This window comes from Flavobacterium tructae (assembly GCF_002217475.1).
GTDB classification, from domain to species: Bacteria; Bacteroidota; Bacteroidia; order Flavobacteriales; family Flavobacteriaceae; genus Flavobacterium; species Flavobacterium tructae.
This window is the reverse complement of the sequence record NZ_MUHH01000017.1, coordinates 278,785-298,949: the sequence shown is the minus strand read 5'-3', so window position 1 is coordinate 298,949 and position 20,165 is coordinate 278,785. Positions and strand designations below refer to the sequence as shown.

General features: G+C 36.7%; 16 protein-coding genes. 8 read left to right on the top strand and 8 right to left on the bottom strand.

Going from position 1 to position 20,165, the window contains the following annotated elements; all coding sequences use genetic code 11:
- Positions 1-86 precede the first annotated feature (86 nt).
- The 3 genes from B0A80_RS06245 to B0A80_RS06235 form a co-directional block, all read right to left on the bottom strand.
- Positions 87-1,055, bottom strand: a complete 969-nt coding sequence (locus B0A80_RS06245; RefSeq protein ID WP_026109781.1) for an outer membrane beta-barrel protein — start codon at positions 1,053-1,055, stop codon at positions 87-89.
- Positions 1,056-1,232: 177 nt separating this feature from the next.
- Complete coding sequence (gene dnaE / locus B0A80_RS06240; RefSeq protein WP_089076756.1) at positions 1,233-5,762, bottom strand: DNA polymerase III subunit alpha; 4,530 nt, start codon at positions 5,760-5,762, stop codon at positions 1,233-1,235.
- A gap of 167 nt (positions 5,763-5,929) precedes the next feature.
- Complete coding sequence (locus tag B0A80_RS06235) at positions 5,930-6,349, bottom strand: DUF417 family protein (protein WP_017494677.1); 420 nt, start codon at positions 6,347-6,349, stop codon at positions 5,930-5,932.
- A gap of 604 nt (positions 6,350-6,953) precedes the next feature.
- Here B0A80_RS06235 and leuC point away from each other — a divergent pair.
- From leuC to leuB, 4 genes are all read left to right on the top strand, one after another.
- Positions 6,954-8,348 (top strand): 3-isopropylmalate dehydratase large subunit, encoded by a 1,395-nt coding sequence (gene leuC, locus B0A80_RS06220; protein WP_089076753.1) that lies wholly within the window; start codon positions 6,954-6,956, stop codon positions 8,346-8,348.
- A 157-nt stretch (positions 8,349-8,505) separates the two neighbouring features.
- Positions 8,506-9,102, top strand: coding sequence for a 3-isopropylmalate dehydratase small subunit (gene leuD, locus B0A80_RS06215; RefSeq protein WP_089076752.1), 597 nt, complete (start codon positions 8,506-8,508; stop codon positions 9,100-9,102).
- Between the two features lie 124 nt (positions 9,103-9,226).
- Positions 9,227-10,747, top strand: coding sequence for an alpha-isopropylmalate synthase regulatory domain-containing protein (locus B0A80_RS06210; RefSeq protein ID WP_089076751.1), 1,521 nt, complete (start codon positions 9,227-9,229; stop codon positions 10,745-10,747).
- A gap of 183 nt (positions 10,748-10,930) precedes the next feature.
- The gene (gene leuB, locus B0A80_RS06205; RefSeq protein WP_089076750.1) at positions 10,931-11,995 is read left to right on the top strand and encodes a 3-isopropylmalate dehydrogenase; all 1,065 of its coding nucleotides are present in this window, start codon (positions 10,931-10,933) and stop codon (positions 11,993-11,995) included.
- Between the two features lie 114 nt (positions 11,996-12,109).
- Here leuB and B0A80_RS06200 read toward each other — a convergent pair whose 3' ends face one another.
- Together B0A80_RS06200 and B0A80_RS06195 are read right to left on the bottom strand one after the other, a co-directional pair.
- Entirely contained in the window at positions 12,110-12,460 is a 351-nt protein-coding gene (locus B0A80_RS06200; protein ID WP_017494671.1) for an RNA recognition motif domain-containing protein, read from the bottom strand.
- A gap of 134 nt (positions 12,461-12,594) precedes the next feature.
- On the bottom strand, positions 12,595-13,077 hold the full coding sequence (locus tag B0A80_RS06195; protein WP_089076749.1) for a DUF6252 family protein: 483 nt from the start codon (positions 13,075-13,077) through the stop codon (positions 12,595-12,597).
- 197 nt (positions 13,078-13,274) lie between these two features.
- Between B0A80_RS06195 and B0A80_RS06190 the strand changes: the two genes are divergently transcribed.
- From B0A80_RS06190 to B0A80_RS06175, 4 genes are all read left to right on the top strand, one after another.
- Positions 13,275-13,841, top strand: coding sequence for a 30S ribosomal protein S16 (locus tag B0A80_RS06190; RefSeq protein WP_017494669.1), 567 nt, complete (start codon positions 13,275-13,277; stop codon positions 13,839-13,841).
- 15 nt (positions 13,842-13,856) lie between these two features.
- On the top strand, positions 13,857-14,381 hold the full coding sequence (gene rimM / locus B0A80_RS06185; protein WP_070906064.1) for a ribosome maturation factor RimM: 525 nt from the start codon (positions 13,857-13,859) through the stop codon (positions 14,379-14,381).
- Between the two features lie 167 nt (positions 14,382-14,548).
- A complete protein-coding gene (locus tag B0A80_RS06180) occupies positions 14,549-14,899 on the top strand; it encodes a four helix bundle protein (protein ID WP_089076748.1) in 351 nt (116 codons plus the stop codon).
- A 133-nt stretch (positions 14,900-15,032) separates the two neighbouring features.
- Positions 15,033-15,740: a tRNA1(Val) (adenine(37)-N6)-methyltransferase gene (locus tag B0A80_RS06175; RefSeq protein WP_089076949.1), complete on the top strand. Its 708-nt coding sequence runs from the start codon at positions 15,033-15,035 to the stop codon at positions 15,738-15,740.
- Here the strand turns inward: B0A80_RS06175 and B0A80_RS06170 are convergent.
- From B0A80_RS06170 to B0A80_RS20695, 3 genes are all read right to left on the bottom strand, one after another.
- Positions 15,737-17,029, bottom strand: coding sequence for an HlyD family secretion protein (locus B0A80_RS06170; RefSeq protein ID WP_089076747.1), 1,293 nt, complete (start codon positions 17,027-17,029; stop codon positions 15,737-15,739). The genes B0A80_RS06175 and B0A80_RS06170 overlap by 4 nt on opposite strands.
- A 3-nt stretch (positions 17,030-17,032) precedes the next feature.
- On the bottom strand, positions 17,033-19,225 hold the full coding sequence (locus B0A80_RS06165; protein WP_089076746.1) for a peptidase domain-containing ABC transporter: 2,193 nt from the start codon (positions 19,223-19,225) through the stop codon (positions 17,033-17,035).
- Between the two features lie 670 nt (positions 19,226-19,895).
- Complete coding sequence (locus tag B0A80_RS20695; protein ID WP_070906069.1) at positions 19,896-20,093, bottom strand: hypothetical protein; 198 nt, start codon at positions 20,091-20,093, stop codon at positions 19,896-19,898.
- Between the last annotated feature and the right edge of the window lie 72 nt (positions 20,094-20,165).

Here is a 20,165-nt window from a genome sequence, read left to right as displayed (position 1 = left end):
TCCTTTCAGTCGAAATGACAGGGAACAAAAAAAGAGGATATTCGAAATGAATATCCTCTTTTTCTAAAAACTAAAACTATATAAAATTATAAGCTGTATTTAAGACCTAAAGTCAATCCTAAACCTGAAATTCCAACATAAGAACTTAATTCGTTCATTGGTTTAGTAGAATCGTAGCCTGATGGATTATACTCCTTATTATTAGAGTTTCCGTCTAAACGATCTACATATTTAGTATGAGTTGCAGAATATGAAGCAGCTCTGAAAGCAGTTGTTTCATTTAATTTATCTACACCATTTTCAGTATATATTGTAGTTTCTTTAGTCTTTCCGTGTACTGTAAAGTTACGGTATTCCAATTCTGCGAAAGCAGAAATATGTTTCCCTAATTTATAAGAGGTACCTAAAGATGCCATAAATCCGATTGTTGGATTTGGTTTAACTACATCTTTTGAGAAAGCATTTGTTGAAGCAACTTGATTAGCTCCTACAAACGTCGTATACTGTCTATCCGTTTTAATATCCAATGTACCATGAACAGGAACAATAACTCCTACTTTAGTGTATGGTTCAAAACCATGAGCTTCTCCTAAAAACATCACGATTGCTGGTGCTAAATCAAAAGCTTTAATTTCTCCATTCGCTGTAAAACTTACATAAGTAGCTGCCGGACTAGTAGCTGGATTATATGAAATAAGTCTGTTAGTCGTTTGTGACATGGTTTTTTCATTACTTACATAGTAGTTAGCTGACATCTCAACTCCTAAACGTGCTGAGAATCTATAACCTGCAGTAATTCCACTTCTGAAACCTTGTCCAAAAGACCCAGTAACACTTTCTCTAGATGCCAATTTATTATTTGCTAAAGTACCTGCATAAACATCTCTGTTTGGCAATTGACCTCCAACGACAGGAAATTCTGTAGAAGCAGTTTGGTTGAAGTAAGATGCACCCAATTTAAAATACCAGCTTTCCGGTTTATCTGCTTTTTCTGTTTGCGCCATTGTGGCCATAGAGCAAACTAATAACCCTAATAAAAATAGGTTCTTTTTCATAATTTTGATTTAATTAATTTTTACAAACATAGATTATTTTAACATAATCTTCTGGTTTGCGTTGTTAGACTTGGAACGAAATCGTTGTAATTTTGAGCAATATTACTAAAAAACTATTATGCATGCATAATTTTAACGTAAAAAAAATACATTCTTTTAAATTTTAACTGTTAAAATCTAATTTAACTTAAAATTCACCTGCATTTTTTCCAATTCTATCAATAGCTCTGTTGAGATTTTTATTTTTAACCTGCGGCTTGGCATCGTTAATTTGTTTACAACCTTAATTTCCTCAACTTCATTTACTTCCTGAATCTTTGTTTCCTCTATTCCATCATCTTCCCTGTCATTTTCTTCTTCAAAAGTAGATTCTTCAAAATCTTTTGGCGTTTCTACCTCAACCAATCTCTTTACTTTTTCCAATTCCATGATCTCAAAAGTCACTGAATTGTCTCCTTTATTCTCACTAAACAAATGGCTTAACCTATGAATAAAATCTGTCTGAAGGTCTTTTATGTTTAACAGCAAAATCAGCTTTTTGGCAAAAGCTTCCAAAATGTCCTGCAATTGTCTGATTTCAACAAATTGCATTCTTGGATCCGATTTCTTACCGGTGTCATGATTTACCCAACCGTCTTTTATCAATATTTTGATGAAAGCAAAATTATTCTGAATTAAGAAATGGCGGAATTTTAAATACTCTTCCCCAAAAATCTTGAACTCATAACTTTCATCATACCCCTCTAAGTTAAATACAGCCCAGCCCTTTCCGTTTTTAGCCACACGGTGCTGAACATTGTTTATGATTCCGGCAAAATTCAGATTTTTACCCACAAACTCGTTCATACTTTTCAAGGATTCCAATTTGTTATTACAGAAATATTTCATCTCAAATCTGAAATCGTCCAAAGGATGTCCTGAAATATAGATTCCAACTACTTCTTTTTCCTTTGCCAGTTTTTCCATGGTACTCCAGTCTTCACAAGGAGGTACGACAGGTTCAGCAATCTGTACTTCGCTGGTTTCTCCGAACAAACTTACCTGTGAGGAGTTTTCATTTTCCTGAAACTTCGATCCGTAACGCATCGCTTTTTCGTAGAATGTAATTCCATCTCCCTCATCGTGGAAATATTGTGCCCTGGTTGTTCCTTCAAAAGAATCAAACCCCCCTGCTAATGCTAAATTTTCAATCGCTTTTTTGTTAGCGGCACGCAAATCAATTCGCTTGGCCAAGTCAAAAATCGATTTATATCTTCCGTCTTTTCTATTTTCTACAATTGTCTCTACGGCTCCGGAACCTACCCCTTTGATTGCTCCCATTCCAAAACGAACGGCATAATCATCATTAACAGTAAATTTATAGTACGATTCATTTACGTCCGGCCCCAAAACCTGTAAGCCCATACGTTTACATTCTTCCATAAAGAAGGAAACCTGTTTGATATCGTTCATATTATTCGAAAGTACCGCAGCCATATACTCTGCCGGATAATGTGCTTTCAAATAAGCCGTTTGGTAAGCAATCCAGGCATAACAAGTCGAGTGTGATTTGTTGAAGGCGTAACTCGCAAAGGCTTCCCAGTCTTTCCAGATTTTCTCCAAAACTTTTGCATCATGGCCTTTTTGCGCTGCTTGTTCCACAAACTTCGGCTTCATTTTATCCAGTACGTCTTTTTGTTTCTTACCCATCGCTTTACGCAAAACGTCGGCCTCACCCTTTGTAAATCCTGCCAAAGACTGAGACAAAAGCATTACCTGCTCCTGATAAACTGTAATTCCGTAGGTTTCTGATAAATATTCGGCACAGGCATCCAAATCGTATTTGATTTCCTCGTCACCATTTTTTCTTCGAACGAAAGACGGAATATACTCCAAAGGTCCCGGACGATACAATGCGTTCATGGCAATTAAATCCCCAAAAACCGTTGGCTTTAGATCTTTCATGTATTTCTGCATCCCAGGCGACTCGTATTGGAAGATTCCAACCGTTTCACCTCTTTGGAAAAGCGCATACGTTTCTTCGTCATCAATCGGAAAAGTATCAGGATCCAGATCAATGTTCGTTCTGTATTTTACCAGTTTTACGGTATCTTTTATCAGTGTAAGGGTCTTCAGACCCAAGAAGTCCATTTTCAGCAATCCGGCACTTTCTGCAACCGAGTTATCAAACTGAGTTACATATAAATCCGAATCTTTTGCGGTGGTAACAGGAACATAATTCGTAATATCCGAAGGTGTAATGATTACCCCACAGGCGTGAATACCGGTATTACGCATCGATCCTTCAAGGATTTTTGCCTGCTGAATGGTTTCTCCCGCCAAATCATCTTCATTGGCAATAGCGATTAACTCTTTTACATTATCAAATTCGTCCGAACGAAGTGCTTTTTTGACCTCGTCTTCACTCTCAGAAATAAAACGTGCCAAATTCCATTTTGAGGGCATCATTCCCGGAATCAGTTTTGCAATTCTATCGGCTTCAAATAATGGCAAATCCAGTACACGCGCCGTATCACGAATTGCCGATTTGGTTGCCATTTTACCATACGTGATAATCTGTGCCACCTGTTTTTGACCGTATTTGTTGATTACATAATCCATTACACGTCCACGCCCCTCGTCATCAAAGTCGATATCAATATCGGGCATCGATACACGGTCAGGATTTAGGAAACGCTCAAAAAGTAAATCGTATTTAATGGGGTCAATGTTCGTAATTCCGAGACAATACGCAACGGCTGAACCAGCTGCAGATCCACGGCCGGGACCTACCGATACGTCCATTTTTCTGGCCTCGGCAATGAAATCCTGTACGATCAAAAAGTAACCCGGATATCCTGAATTTGAAATCGTTAATAATTCAAAATCCAAACGTTCCTGAATCGATTCGGTTATTACGCCATATCTTCTTTCGGCTCCTCGCATTGTAAGGTCTCGCAAGTAAGCATTTTCACCACGAACACCATTATCCTTTTCATCTTCCGGATCAACAAATTCTTCTGGAATATCAAATTTAGGAAGCAATACATCACGATAAAGCGAATATCCTTCAACCTTATCAATAATTTCCTGAATATTGATAATGGCTTCCGGCAAATCGGCAAAGAGTTTTTTCATCTCCTCTTGCGACTTGAAATAATATTCCTGATTTGGAAGTCCGTAGCGGTAACCTCGCCCACGGCCAATTGGTGTTGCCTGCTTTTCACCGTCTTTTACACACAATAGAATGTCGTGTGCATTGGCGTCTTCTTTATTTAAATAATAAGTATTGTTAGTAGCAATTAACTTTACATCGTGTTTTTTAGAAAACTCAATCAGCGTTTTGTTGACACGATTCTCATCTTCCTGATTGTGGCGCATTACTTCCAGATAGAAATCTTCACCAAATTGTTCTTTCCACCAAATCAAAGCTTCTTCGGCTTGATTTTCTCCAATGTTCAGAATTTTACTCGGAATTTCTCCGTATAAATTCCCGGACAAAACCATGATATCACCTTTGTATTGCTCTACAATGGCACGGTCAATTCTCGGAACATAATAAAAACCATCCGTATAGGCAATCGAAGCCATTTTGGCCAAATTGTGATAACCTGCTTTATTTTTAGCCAGTAAAACAACTTGATAACCATTATCTTTTTTGCTTTTGTCTAAGTGATTTTCACAGATATTAAATTCACAGCCTACAATTGGTTTTACTTCGGTTTCAGTCGGTTCTTCTCCAGCTTCAACCAAAGCTTTATTTTTTCCTGAAGCTGCTTTATTATGGTTCATAACGGCGCTCACAAAATGGAAAGCCCCCATCATGTTTCCGGTATCCGTCATAGCCACGGACGGCATTCCGTTTTTGGCTGCAGCCGAAACAATATTTCCAATTCCGATAGTAGATTGAAGTACCGAAAACTGTGTATGATTGTGCAAATGCGCATATTTTGCAGCTTTAAAATCTTCTCTGTCTGAATGCGAAATGGTAGGTTCTTGTCCAACAGACTCTAAAGCCTTTAACTGCTCTCTAATCTTGTCAGAAGCAGCCTTTAAATTGATGTGTTTTAATCCGATTAACGGAAACTCCTGTGGATTTCTACTTTGGAATTCCTTAAAATAATCCTTTGGAACATCCAGTTCTTCTTTGGTAAAAACCTCTCTTCTGATTAACTCCAGAAAACAACGCGTAGTTGCCTCAACGTCGGCAGTTGCGTTGTGGGCTTCTGCAAAAGGTTTATTAAAAAGATATTCGTGTAATTCTGTTAACGTTGGCAATTTGAATCTTCCTCCACGTCCACCCGGAAGTTTTAACAACGAAGCGGTAACTTCTGTACAAGTATCCAGAACCGGCATCGAGCCCATAGGAGAATCGACTCCCATTCTATGGAATTCAGCTCCCATGATATTAACGTCGAAACCTAAGTTCTGACCAACAATAAATTTGGTTTTACTTAAAGCGATATTGAATTTCTCCAAGACCTCGGCCAGCGTGATTCCATCGGCTTCAGCCAATTCTGTCGAAATTCCGTGAATACGCTCGGCATCGTACGGAATATTAAATCCGTCAGGCTTAACCAGATAATCCTGATGCTCTATGAGCTGCCCCATTTCGTCATGGAGCTGCCATGCGATCTGAATACAGCGAGGCCAGTTATCAGAATCGGTTATCGGAGCATCCCATCGTTTTGGTAATCCGGTGGTTTCGGTATCGAATATTAAGTACATAGGTATAAAAAGACAAATTTAAAATTCCAAATTCTACGTTCCGCATCACATAAACAACTGATTATATGAACCATAAGAAAAGTTGAGATACAAAATTGAGGAAGTTCAAATTTAGTCTTTTTTTTAGAGAAAGAATGCAGGTTTTTATCAACACCTCTCAATATTTTTTATTCTTTACCATTCACAAAAACCATCAGTGAAATTGCCAAATACGGAATGTCCTTTAAAATAAAAAAATCGGTTACAGGAAATCCTTCCACCATTTTAAAAACACCCGGAGTGGTCGCCAGAAAACTCAATGTGGTCACAAATATAACCGCTGATGCAAAGCCTGCATAAAAACCAATTCTTCTTAAAAACAAAGAAGCCAGTAAACCAATCCCCGTTAACACTTCAAAAATCCCAATAAGATTTGAAACCTGCTGAACCGACATTACTTTGTACATCCAGCCCATAGCAAAATGATTTTCGACCAATTCTTTTATCGCTCCGGCTTCCACCGCTGTAAACTTAAAAAGTCCTACCCAAAGCAAAATAATTACAGTCCCCAAAACTCCCAGTTTGTACGCAAATTCATTTAAATTCATAACATTATTTTTAAAATTAGATTGTTCAAAATTAGCACTAGCTTTTAAAAGCAAATGTCAGATACCCGTCATTATCTGTCAATTTCTCCACAAGCAATCCTCTACTTCTTCATTTAATTTCATTCTAAAAAAGAAAAAAATACGCTTCTTGGATGTCGTATTATTTCCAGTAAAAAAACACAGATACATATTCCTTCTAAAAGCGTCAAAGTACGCTTAAAAAGTGTTTTTATCTGAAATCCCAAAAACTTAAAAAGAAATTCAAAATCAATAAAAACCGCCTTTTTTGTTGATTTTGTTACATTTTTCAACCCTAAAACCTATATTTTATGGTGATTTCAAGGCAAATTCATCAACTGCTAAAATTCAAAGCTACACTCTGGAAATTAACTTCGGAAAGAAAAACAATACTGATCTGCCATTCTTTTTGCGGCCAAAAACAGATTTTTCAAAAGCCAATCGCAATTCGTATTTTTAGTTTGGGTATCGTATATAATGAAATATTGAAATTGACCACTTTTTAGCTTTTTTTAATTTTGCTTTCCTATTATATATAAGCAGAAATTGCTGTGGTTATAGAAATTACAATTAAAAAAACAAAACAATGAGTAAGACATTATTTGACAAAGTATGGGATTCACATGTAGTGCGTAAAATTGAAGATGGACCAGATGTGTTTTTTATTGACCGCCATTTTATTCACGAAGTTACAAGTCCCGTTGCTTTTCTAGGATTAAAAGCCAGAGGCGTTTCCGTTTTATATCCGGAGCGTACTTTTGCAACTGCAGACCACAATACTCCAACTATTAACCAACACCTGCCAGTACAAGATGCTCTGTCCGCCAATCAGCTGAAAGCACTTGAAGACAACGCCAATGAATACGGTATTTCACACTGGGGACTAGGACACATTAAAAATGGAATTGTACACGTAGTAGGTCCTGAAAACGGAATTACTTTGCCAGGTGCTACTATTGTTTGCGGAGATTCACACACCTCTACTCACGGCGCTTTTGGAGCGATTGCTTTTGGTATCGGAACTTCTGAGGTTGAGATGGTTCTTTCTACGCAATGTATTATGCAGCCAAAACCAAAAAAAATGCGTATCAACGTAAACGGTCAGTTAAGCAAGGGAGTTGGACCAAAAGATGTTGCGCTATACATTATCGCTCAGTTAACGACTTCAGGCGGAACCGGTTATTTTGTTGAATATGCCGGAGATGTTTTCGAAAATATGACCATGGAAGGCCGTATGACGGTTTGTAACCTAAGTATTGAAATGGGTGCCCGAGGCGGGATGATCGCTCCGGATCAGACTACTTTTGATTTCCTTGAAGGAAGATTATTCACTCCAAAAGGAGAAGCATGGGACAAAGCGGTTGCCTACTGGAAAACCCTAAAAACGGATCCTGATGCTGTTTTTGATGCCGAACTGAACATCAATGCTTCCGATATCGAACCAATGATTACTTATGGTACTAACCCGGGAATGGGAATTGGTATATCAAAACATATCCCAAATGCAAAAGAAGTTGAAGGTGGTGAGGAAACTTACAAAAAATCTTTGGCTTACATGGGCTTTAAAGAAGACGATGTAATGATTGGAAAGCCAATTGACTATGTTTTCCTAGGAAGCTGTACCAATGGGCGTATTGAAGACTTCAGAGCTTTTGCCGAGATTGTTAAAGGAAGAAAAAAAGCTGACAATGTAACGGCTTGGCTAGTTCCCGGTTCTCACGTTGTTGAAGCTCAAATTAAAGAAGAAGGTATTTTAGACATTCTTACGGATGCTGGTTTTGTATTACGTCAACCTGGTTGTTCTGCATGTCTGGCTATGAACGACGATAAAGTTCCTGCCGGAAAATATGCAGTAAGCACCTCCAACAGAAATTTTGAAGGTCGTCAGGGCCCAGGCTCAAGAACATTATTAGCAAGTCCGATTATGGCTGCTGCAGCTGCTATTACAGGAAAACTAACAGACCCAAGAGAATTATTTTAATTCTTGCTGTAAGCTTTAAGCAATAGGCTTTAAGCTTTAATCAGATTATAAAAAAAGGCTTACTGCCTGAAGCAAATAAAAAAACAAACGCTGTGCAAAAAGCTTAAAGCATACAGCTTATAGCCTAAAGCAGAAAAACAGCCTAAAGCAGAAAAAAATGGCATACGATAAATTCGACATACTTACCAGCAGTGCGGTGCCACTGCCAATTGAAAACGTAGACACCGATCAAATCATTCCGGCTCGTTTTCTAAAAGCTACAAAACGTGAAGGTTTTGGAGACAATTTGTTTAGAGACTGGAGATACAACGGAGACGATACTCCAAAAACTGATTTCGTTTTAAACGATTCAACTTATAGCGGAAAAATTCTGGTTGGAGGAAAAAACTTCGGTTCAGGATCTTCAAGAGAGCACGCTGCCTGGGCAGTTTACGATTACGGTTTCAGAGCTGTCGTTTCAAGCTTCTTTGCAGATATCTTCAAAGGAAACTGCTTAAATATTGGAGTTCTTCCGGTTCAGGTAAGCCCTGAATTTGCCGAAATCATTTTCAAAGCTATCGAGGCTGATCCTAAAACAGAACTGGAAATCAATTTACCGAATCAAACGATTACCTTATTGTCGACAGGCCAGCAGGAATCATTTGCAATTAACGGATACAAAAAGAACAACATGATTAATGGCTTTGATGACATTGATTATTTACAAAACATTAAAGAAGACATTGTTGCTTTTGCTGACAAACTTCCTTATTAAAAAATCAGGTTCAGTCCTATGAGACCCGGCAGGTTTTTTTTAAAATCTGTCGGGTCTTATAACTTAAACAAAACCAGACAACACAACAACAATCTATTTGTATAAAGGAATTTGGAAAATCAATATGGAAAAAAGAAAAATTGAAATAATGGATACGACACTTCGTGATGGTGAACAAACCTCGGGAGTATCATTTTCTGCTGCAGAAAAACTGACCATTGCACAATTACTGTTGGAGGAATTAAATATTGACCGAATCGAAATTGCCTCTGCACGTGTAAGCGAAGGAGAATTTCAGGCCGTAAAAGGCATTACTACCTGGGCAACCGAAAAAGAATACATCAATCGTATTGAAGTTCTTGCCTTTGTAGATGGCGGCGTTTCGATAGAATGGATGAAAAAAGCTGGTGCAAGAGTTCAAAATTTATTGACCAAAGGCTCCCTAAATCATCTTACTCATCAATTAAAAAAAACACCTGAACAGCACTTTTCTGAAATCGCACACATCATCAGTTTAGCTCGGGCGAATGATATTGAAACCAATGTTTACCTGGAAGACTGGAGTAACGGAATGCGAAATTCTCCTGACTATGTTTTTCAATTTCTGGATTTTCTCTCCACACAGCCTGTTAAACGAATTTTGCTTCCGGATACTTTGGGTGTGCTAATTCCATCTCTGACTTTTGAGTTTATTTCAAAAATCAGAGCCCGATATCCTAAAATTCATTTTGATTTCCATGCTCATAACGACTACGACCTAAGCGTTGCCAATGTTATGGAAGCCATAAAAGCCGGTATCAACGGACTTCATGTAACCGTAAACGGAATGGGTGAACGTGCAGGAAATGCGCCCTTAGAAAGCACAGTGGCCGTGATAAACGATTACCTGCCTGAAGTAAGCATCAACATTAAGGAAACTTCTTTGTATACCGTAAGTAAACTGGTAGAAACTTTTACTGGCTACAGAATCCCTGCCAACAAACCGATTGTGGGAGACAATGTTTTCACGCAAACTGCCGGAATTCATGCCGACGGAGACAATAAAAACAATCTGTATTTTAATGATTTACTTCCGGAACGCTTTGGAAGAAAACGAAAATATGCTTTAGGAAAAACGTCGGGAAAAGCCAATATCGAAAAGAATCTTCAGGAATTAGGCTTAAAATTGAATCAGGAAGATTTGAAATTGGTCACACAAAGAATCATCGAACTGGGAGACAAAAAAGAGACAGTAACCAAAGAAGATCTTCCGTACATTATTTCTGATGTTCTGGACAGCCATACTTATGAAGAAAGAATAAAAATTGAATCCTATATATTAGTTCACTCAAAAGGAATGCGCCCGTCAACAACTTTATGCTTAAAATTCGGCGATGAAATTATCGAAGAAAATGCTCAGGGTGACGGTCAGTTTGACGCTTTTATGAATGCATTATCCAAAATTTATAAAAACAAAAAACTAACACTTCCCAAATTAATTGACTATGCCGTACGAATCCCTCCCGGAAGCAGCTCTGATGCTTTGTGTGAAACCATCATCACCTGGGTCAACAACGGAAAAGAATTTAAAACGAGAGGATTAGATTCTGACCAGACCGTTGCAGCGATTATAGCCACTCAAAAAATGCTTAATATAGTTACTTGATAAAAGGTGCTAAGTTGCTAAGATTCTAGGGTACTGAGAAAAAAAACCAGAATTCAAGCAACTCAGAACCTGAAAACAAACAACAACAAAAACAACAACGTCAAGTTACTAAATTCGCTAATTAGAAAAAATCTTAGAACCTTAGCAACTCAGAATCTTAGAACCTTAAATAACACACATAGAATGAAATTAAACATAGCCCTTTTAGCAGGAGACGGAATTGGTCCTGAGGTAATAAACGAAGCGGTAAAAGTATCTGATGCTATTGCAAAAAAATTCAATCACGAAATAACATGGACACCGGCCTTAACCGGAGCATGCGCAATTGACGCCGTTGGAGTTCCTTATCCTGATGAAACTCACGAAATATGCATGAAAGCCGATGCTGTTTTATTTGGTGCAATCGGTCATCCAAAATACGATAATGATCCAAGTGCACCGGTACGTCCGGAACAGGGTTTATTGCTCATGCGCAAAAAATTAGGATTGTTTGCGAATGTACGCCCAACCTTCACTTTTCCATCCTTAATTGATAATTCTCCTTTAAAAAGAGAAAGAATCGAAGGTACTGATCTGGTTTTCTTAAGAGAATTGACAGGAGGGATTTACTTTGGGGAAAAAGGAAGAAAAGATAATGGTGACACAGCATTTGACAATTGTGTTTATACCAGAGCTGAAGTACAACGTCTGGCAAAAAAAGGCTTTGAACTGGCCATGACCCGCAGCAAAAAATTATGCTGTGTTGACAAGGCGAACGTTCTGGAAACTTCGCGTTTATGGAGAGAAACAGTACAGGCAATGGAAAAAGACTATCCGGAAGTTACGGTATCTTACGAGTTTGTAGATGCCGTTGCCATGCGATTGGTTCAATGGCCTAATTCTTATGATGTTCTAATTACCGAAAATTTATTTGGAGATATTTTAACTGATGAGGCTTCTGTAATCTCGGGCTCTATGGGATTAATGCCTTCTGCTTCTGTTGGAGAACACACTTCTCTTTACGAACCAATTCATGGATCTTACCCACAAGCTACAGGATTGAATATCGCAAATCCGCTGGCTACTATTTTATCAGCTGCCATGATGTTTGAAGATGCTTTTGGATTAAAAGACGAAGCCGAAGCCATTAGAGCAGTTGTAAATCAATCCTTAGAACAGGGAATTGTTACCGAAGACCTGGCTCCAAAAGGCACTAAAGCTTATAAAACCAGTGAAGTTGGAGACTGGCTTGTAGCTAACTTATTTTAGTTTCAGGTTTCAAGTTTATTTTGTTTCATGTTCCAACAACCTGAAACTTGAAACCTGAAACAAAAAAAAGGGATCAACTTGCGTTGATCCCTTTTATATATTTAGAAAAAAATATTAATATCCTCCTCTGTTACCACCACGGTCATTTCCACCACGGTTGTTTCCGTAACCTCCGCGAGAATCACCTCCACGGTTGTTATTGAAGCTTCTTCTTTCACCTTCAGGTTTTGGTTCAGATTTATTAACAACAATTGTACGACCTTGAACAGTAGCTCCGTTCAATTCATCAATTGCTTTTTGAGCCTCGCTGTCGTTTGGCATCTCAACGAAACCAAATCCTTTGCTTCTTCCAGTAAATTTATCAGTAATAATTTTAACTGAATCTACTGCTCCGTAAGCCTCGAAAGACTCTCTTAAATCTGCTTCCTCAATACTGAATGGAAGGCTTCCAACAAAAATGTTCATATGTACTTATTTATAATAATGTAGCAAATGTAACTTTATTTTTCTGTAATCTACTATATATTAGTTTATTTATGTTTTTATTTTGATTTAAAAAAACAGATATCAATAAAACCAAACTATGGCAAATTAAATTTCTAATTCTCAGAGGTCGCCGAAATTGGAATTTTATAAAAAACCCCTTCGGTAAAACTAATTTTTGGCTTTTCAGTATCTTTTTGATCCTCGTTCAGAGCGTTAAACTTAAAGGTTCCTGAAATTGTTTTATTCTCGGCATTAAACTCAGTAATCACGATTAACCCATCCCCCCTATCCGTACCGGTAGAGAAACTGTAGGATTGCGACGGCTGCATATTAGAGTAATTTGCAGTCGTGATATTGTCACGTCCAAGAGCATAAGTCTGCACTCCTGTATTCGGAACTTTTAAAACTACTTTCTCAAATCCCAAATCACCCTCAATAACAATACCGCCACTCACAGAATTATAGGCATTATAGGTTGTAGCACGCCAAAACACGTTTTCTTTTAAGCTTTGGAAGGCCGGATTATTAAATTTTATATCTTCAGAACAAGCAGAAACAATAAAAAGTAGTAATACTAAAGAAATTATTTTTTTCATATCACAGTAAATTTGAGGCAAAAATAACCTCAATTAAGACAATTATTTAAAAAATGAAGTTAAAAAGGACATAAATGCCTCAGAAATACACCTGAAATGCATTTAATATGATTTCGAACGTATAATTCATAAAAAAATTATATCTTTGCGCCCTTAATTAACAGGGGTCGAGTACCTCAAAATTTAATCATACGATTATGTCAGTAAAAATTAGATTACAAAGACACGGTAAAAAAGGAAAACCTTTTTACTGGGTTGTAGCTGCAGATGCACGCTCAAAAAGAGATGGTAAATACTTAGAGAAAATCGGTACTTACAATCCAAACACAAACCCGGCAACTATCGACTTAAACCTTGATAGTGCAGTTAAATGGTTACACAATGGTGCTCAACCAACTGATACTGCTAGAGCAATTCTTTCTTACAAAGGTGCTTTATTGAAACACCACCTTGATGGAGGTATCCGTAAAGGAGCTTTAACTCAAGAGCAAGCTGACGCTAAATTAGCTGCTTGGTTAGAAGCTAAAGCTGGAAAAGTTGATGCTAAAAAAGATGGTTTATCAAAAGCGCAAGCTGATGTTAAAGCTAAAGCTTTAAAAGCAGAACAAGAAGTTAATGCTAAACGTTTAGCTGCTGCTGCTCAAGCTGAAGCTGACGCAATTGCTGCTGCTACTGCTGCTGAGGCTACAGAAGAAGTTGCTGAAGTTGAAGCTTCAACTGAAGAAACTGCTACTGAAGAGAATAACGAAACAACTGAAGCATAATTTTAGCTGGCGAGAATGCGTAAAGAAGAATGTTTTTATTTAGGTAAAATCGCTAAAAAATTTAGTTTCAAAGGTGAAGTTCTGGCTTATTTAGACACGGACGAACCTGAGTTATACGAAAATCTGGAATCAGTGTTTGTTGAATGCAACAAACACTTGGTTCCTTTTTTTATTGAAACAAGTTCTTTGCACAAAAACGACTTTCTTAGAATTCGTTTTGAAGATGTAAACACAGAAGAAGATGCTGATGCCCTTGTTGGTAATGCGATTTATCTTCCTTTAACTATGTTGCCAAAACTTTCCGGCAACAAATTTTATTTCCACGAAGTAATCGGTTTTGAAATCGAAGACCAGCGTTTAGGTATTTTTGGAAAAATAGCTGCCGTAAATGATACGACAGCACAACCTCTTTTTGAAGTTTTGAATGGCGAAGTCGAAATGTTAATTCCGATGATCGATCAATTCCTTGTAAAAATAGACCGTGAAAACAAAAAGGTTATCATGAATCTTCCTGAAGGTTTAGTGGAGATGTATCTCTAAAATGAGAATTTCCAATTTTTTAAATCCCAAACTCCAATATAAAATACTAAAGTACTAAATATAAAATTTTAGCACATCGATATTTTTTTGAAAGAAAAAACTTATTTATTTTAATTTTTATTCTATTTTTATAGTTCTGTTTTTTGTTATCTAATAACTAGTAACTCATGTCAAAACCATATAATCTAGAAGAAAGAACACTTCTCTTTGCAAAAGAATGCCGCATATACATTAGAAATCTACCGAAAACTCTTTCCAACATTGAAGATGGAAAGCAACTTATAAGATCATCCGGATCAGTTGGCGCTAATTATATTGAAGCAAATGAAAAGCTAGGAGACAAAGATTTTTTATTTCGCCTTAAAATCACCAGAAAAGAAGCGAAAGAATCTAAATTCTGGTTACAATTACTGAATGATTTAAATCCAGATCAAAATATCTCATCTCAATCTCTATTATACGAAATAGAAGAATTAAGAAAGATTTTATCTGTAATAATTACCAAAACTTCAAAATAACAAATTGATATTTTAATCTTATTTTTACTCCCTAAAATATTAATTCATTCCATTTTGCAATTGGAATTTGGAATTTCCTACTATTGGAATTTCTTCTTCTATTCTTTGGAGTTCAAATCATTCAAATTTATTTATGTTTCAATTCAAACAATTTTCAGTTCTACAAGACAAAACCGCTATGAAAGTTGGCACTGATGGTGTTTTACTGGGTGCTTGGGCACCTATAAATCACAATCCATTTAGTGTTTTAGACATTGGCGCCGGAACTGGGATTATTGCTTTAATGCTGGCACAAAGAACAAATGCAGAGCAAATTGACGCGCTTGAAATTGACGAAGATGCTTATGAAGAAGCAGTAGAGAATTTTGAAAACTCGCCTTGGGGAGACCGTTTATTTTGTTTCCATGCAGGTTTGGATGAATTTATAGAAGAACCGGAAGACGAATATGATCTGATTGTTTCGAATCCACCCTTTTATGCTGAAGATTATAAAAGCGAAAACGAGCAACGGGATTTAGCACGCTTTCAGGACGCAATGCCTTTTGAAGAATTAGTCGAAGCAGCTGATTTACTTTTATCTGAAAATGGAATACTTGCCATAATTCTTCCTTTTAAAGAAGAAGAAAAATTTATTGCCTTAGCCAAAGAATCCGAATTATACCCTGTCAAAATTACACGGGTAAAAGGCACTCCTACAGCTGTTGTAAAGCGTAGTCTTTTGGCTTTTAGCCGTAACGAAACCTCACAACCTGAAGTTGATGAATTAACAATAGAAATTGACCGACACGTTTATACTCCTCAGTATATTGATCTTACTAAAGATTTTTATTTAAAATTTTAAACCTGCTCAAAAAGGCTTTTAAACTGATATAAAATTCTCTCGATTAGACGTAAATCTTCGGTCACAATCTCGGCACTTCCTTTCATTTCCTGCTGAAAAACGATTTGCTTTTTATAGGACGTTTCCAATCCGTTGGGAAGCGCTACATCCAACAATAAATTTCCATCTTTATCCGGAACTAAAGAAATATTTTGGATCTTTCCTCTTAACACTCCAAATTCTCTGTCGGGAAAATTCGCTAATCTGATGTTCACTATCTGACCTACTTTTATTTTCCCTGAATTCAATGCCGGTGCTTTTACCTTACCTACAAAACCATTTTTGGTATCCGGAATAATCGAAAAGACGTTATCCCCAGTATTGATCGTTTGATTCTCTGTCCAAACCTGCAAAAAAGTAACCACCCCACTCACCGATGATTTTAAAGCATAGGCCAGCTCCCAGTCTTTTATTACTTTTTTAAGCTGATAAAAAGACTGCGCCATATTTCTTCCTAAAGTAACTTCTTCTTTAGTCCCACTGATTTGTGAGTTCTGACTTAATTTAGAATTAGTAATCAAAGCCGACTTTAACTGAGAAATGGAAGACAAAAGGGTTTTATAATTTTTTTGCGCCTGGAGATACCCCAGTTTTTTAGCTTCCATTTCCTGTGCAGAAATGATTCCTTTATTGAATAAGGTTTCAAATCTCGCCATTTCATTTTTCTGAAGCTGCAATTCACTTTCATTAATCACTTTTTGCTGCTGTAAAATTTCCAATCGGTCTTTAATCTGAACTTTTTCAGAAACCTGTGCCCGGTTTTCTACTTCAAAAGGCTGCAAATTCTTATTCAGTTGTTCTGCCTGATAGTCTTTTTGAAAAACGGCAAAAGCACTTTCAATCTCTCCTAACTGAGTATTTTTCAACAGTTCGAAAGGAAAGGCTTTCCTGGAATCATTGATATTATATTCGTCAACGATTTTTTTCAACAAAAAAACATCTTTATAATTAGCGGTATTTTCAATAACAGCAAGTGTGCTGTTTTTTGAAACAATCGATTTGTCTTTTACTAAAATTGCCTCAATACGACCCGATGATTTCGAAACGATCTTCTCTGGGGGAATATTGGTTGTAATTACAATTTGAGTCGCAACAACGTCAGGATATTTGATAAACCAGGACACGAAAAAAAGCATCGTAATAATAACGAATATCAAAACAGTCCCCCAACGAATCATCCAATGTGGTACCTTAGTGAGAATGTCCTGAACTTCTTCACTTCTTAGTTCAAATGTAGTATCTTCTGCCATGTTTTAATTTCCTAATTGCAATTGATTCTTAACCAGTTCAAAATAATTTCCTTTTTGCTCTACCAAAACAGAATGACTGCCAATTTCGATAATTTTTCCTTTATCTAAAACCACAATTTGATCCGCATTCATCACAGTACTTAAGCGATGGGCAATAACCACAACTGTTTTATCTTTGAAGAAAATATCCAGTTTTTGCATTATTTCTTTTTCATTATTCGCATCCAATGCCGATGTAGCTTCATCAAAAAACAAAACTTCCGGGTTTTTATATACTGCTCTTGCTATTAACAAACGTTGCTTTTGTCCGCTACTCATCCCAAGTCCTTCGGCGCCAATTTTTGTATTGTATCCTAACGGTAAACCTGAAATGTATTCTTTTATGTTGGCTACATCAGCAGCATAGACCAAACGTTCTTTATCTACTTTATCGACACCAATTGCAATATTGTTCGCAATGGTATCACTAAAAATAAACCCTTCCTGCATAACAGCTCCGATATTGGATCTCCATGCTTTTTGCGAAATATTTTTCAATTGCGCATTTCCGATGGTTATCTCCCCTTTTTCAGGTTCATAGAATTTCAATAAGAGCTTCATTAAAGTTGTTTTACCGCTTCCGCTGACTCCAACTATTGCTGTTACTTTATTGGCCGGGATTTTCAGCGTCAGATCTTCCAGAACGGGAATATCAGAACCTAAATAGCGATAGGAAAGGTTATTAATATCAATATCTGAATCAAAAGGAACATCACTCGTCTGATAGACTTCTTGCTGCGTTTCGTCTTCTTTCTCATGAATTTCAGATAATCTGGCCAATGATATCTTCGCATCCTGAAGCTCCCTGACGAATTCTATAAGCTGCGTAATTGGCCCGTTTAAACTCCCTACTATCGAACTAATTGCCAGCATCATCCCCAGTGTAATAGAACCATCAATTACTAGTTTTGCCGATAGGAATATAATAAAGATATTTTTTAATTCATTGATTACAGAAGAACCTATAGTTTGTGTTTGCTCTAAAACCAGCCCCTTTATTGAAACTCTAAAAAGCCTTGCCTGTATGTATTCCCATCCCCATCGTTTTTGTTTTTCGGCATTATGAAGCTTTATTTCCTGCATTCCGTTGATAAGCTCCATTACTTTGTTTTGCTCACTGGAAACCTCTGCAAAACGCTTGTAATCGAGTACTTCTCTTCGTTTTAAGAACAAAGTAATCCACCCAAAATAAAGCAAACTGCCCGCAAAAAACACTAGAAAGATCTTCAGATTAAAGTAAGCTAAGACACCTCCCATCACAAACATATTGATCACAGAAAATAAGACATTCAAAGATGATGTTGTCAAAATTTGTTCAATTCTGCGATGGTCATTAATACGCTGCATGATGTCACCAGTCATTCGTACATCGAAAAACGAAATGGGCAGATTCATTAGTTTAATAAAGAAATCCGAAATAAGAGAAATGTTGATTCGGGTAGAAAGATGTAACAAAATCCAGCTTCTGATAAGTTCCAAACCTGTCCTTCCGGCAAAAAGGAACAATTGAGCAAAAAGAATCAGGTAAATAAAATGAATGTTCTGATTTTGAATCCCGACATCGACAATACTTTGGGTTAAAAACGGGAAAATAAGCTGCAATAAACTACTGGCCAATAATCCTATACTTAATTGTATTAGAAACGACCTGTACCGAAGCACGTATTGTGCCAACAATCCAAATCCGAGTCCGTGATTGTCTTCTTTATCAAAATCAGATTGAAAGAATTTAGGAGTCGCTTCAATCAATAATGCAATTCCTTCCTGAGTAGATTCATCCGCATTGTTTCCGATCCAGAATTTAATAAAATCTTCTTTATTATATTCGATCAAGCCAAAAGCAGGATCCGAAATATAGTAGGTATTTCTTTTAATTTTGTAAAGTACTACGTAATGATTTTTGTTCCAATGTAAAACACAAGGAAGCGGAGCCTCTTCTAATCGTTCGAGATTTAATTTTACCCCTAAAGTTCTAAAGCCAATTTTCTCGGCCGCATCACTCAAAAAAAGCAAATTACTTCCTTCACGAGTTGTTTCACTGATGTCTCTCAACTCCTGAATGTTAATTGTTTTGCCGTAATGTTTCGCTATTATTTTTAAACACGTCGGCCCACAATCTTTATAATCGGCCTGCTTATAATTGGTGAATTTTTTCAATTTAATTTAGGGTTAATCATTTATGCACAAACAATCTTACCATTATCTGCCTTACAAAAATATAATATTTATCCGCCAAAAAATCGCAATTATTTGTTTTTCCTTCTGATTTATAGTTAAAAAACAACAATGATCCTAAAAAAAGGATTTTACAAGAATTTTTCTTGTCGGGTTTAAGGCTACCAGACCATTTAAAAATCCTACCTCTATCCTTTACCGCCCTAACAATCAATCCATATAAATGATTTCATTAAGTTCATTACAAAGCGACGGATTAATCCAAAAAAAAACAGAGAAGAAATAAATCTTCTCTGTTAGAGTATTTAAAAACATATCTATTAGAAATACAATTTCTTTAGGACATGGCACTGGTTAACCCTAACCAATTAAAATCAACTCAGTGACCAATTTCCTAAGAATCCCTACACCAATCATCAATGTGGGGAAATTTGCTCAATGTTCCACGATCGAGCGCCTACAAATTAAAAAAAACATGACTAAATTCTAAAAAAGGCTATTTCGTACTTCTATTAAAACGCTAAAAAATTAATATCAAAAACGACCAAAGTCATTTTACCTTGTCTTATATACTTCAATTTCGAAACATTCTGTAAATGTGAAGATTTCTTTAGCCTCCTTCTTACATTAAATGCTCCTCATTAGAGTAAGACTACAAACAATCCTCAAGCACTGCCGGTATTGTACCATTCGAACAAATCGAATCACACGTTACAAGAGTAGACGAACCTCTACCCGGACAAACGCAACATCTTTTAGGCGGATTAATTGGCTGTCCTCCTACCATGCTTTTTTGCTCGAACGCACTTAGCTCTTGAGCACCTTCTAAGTTTAAAATGATTTTTAACATAACTAAAGGCTTTTGTTTTTTGGACTCATACTTCAATCATTTTAAGACAGTTGAAGCTTCTGTCTGTTGTAA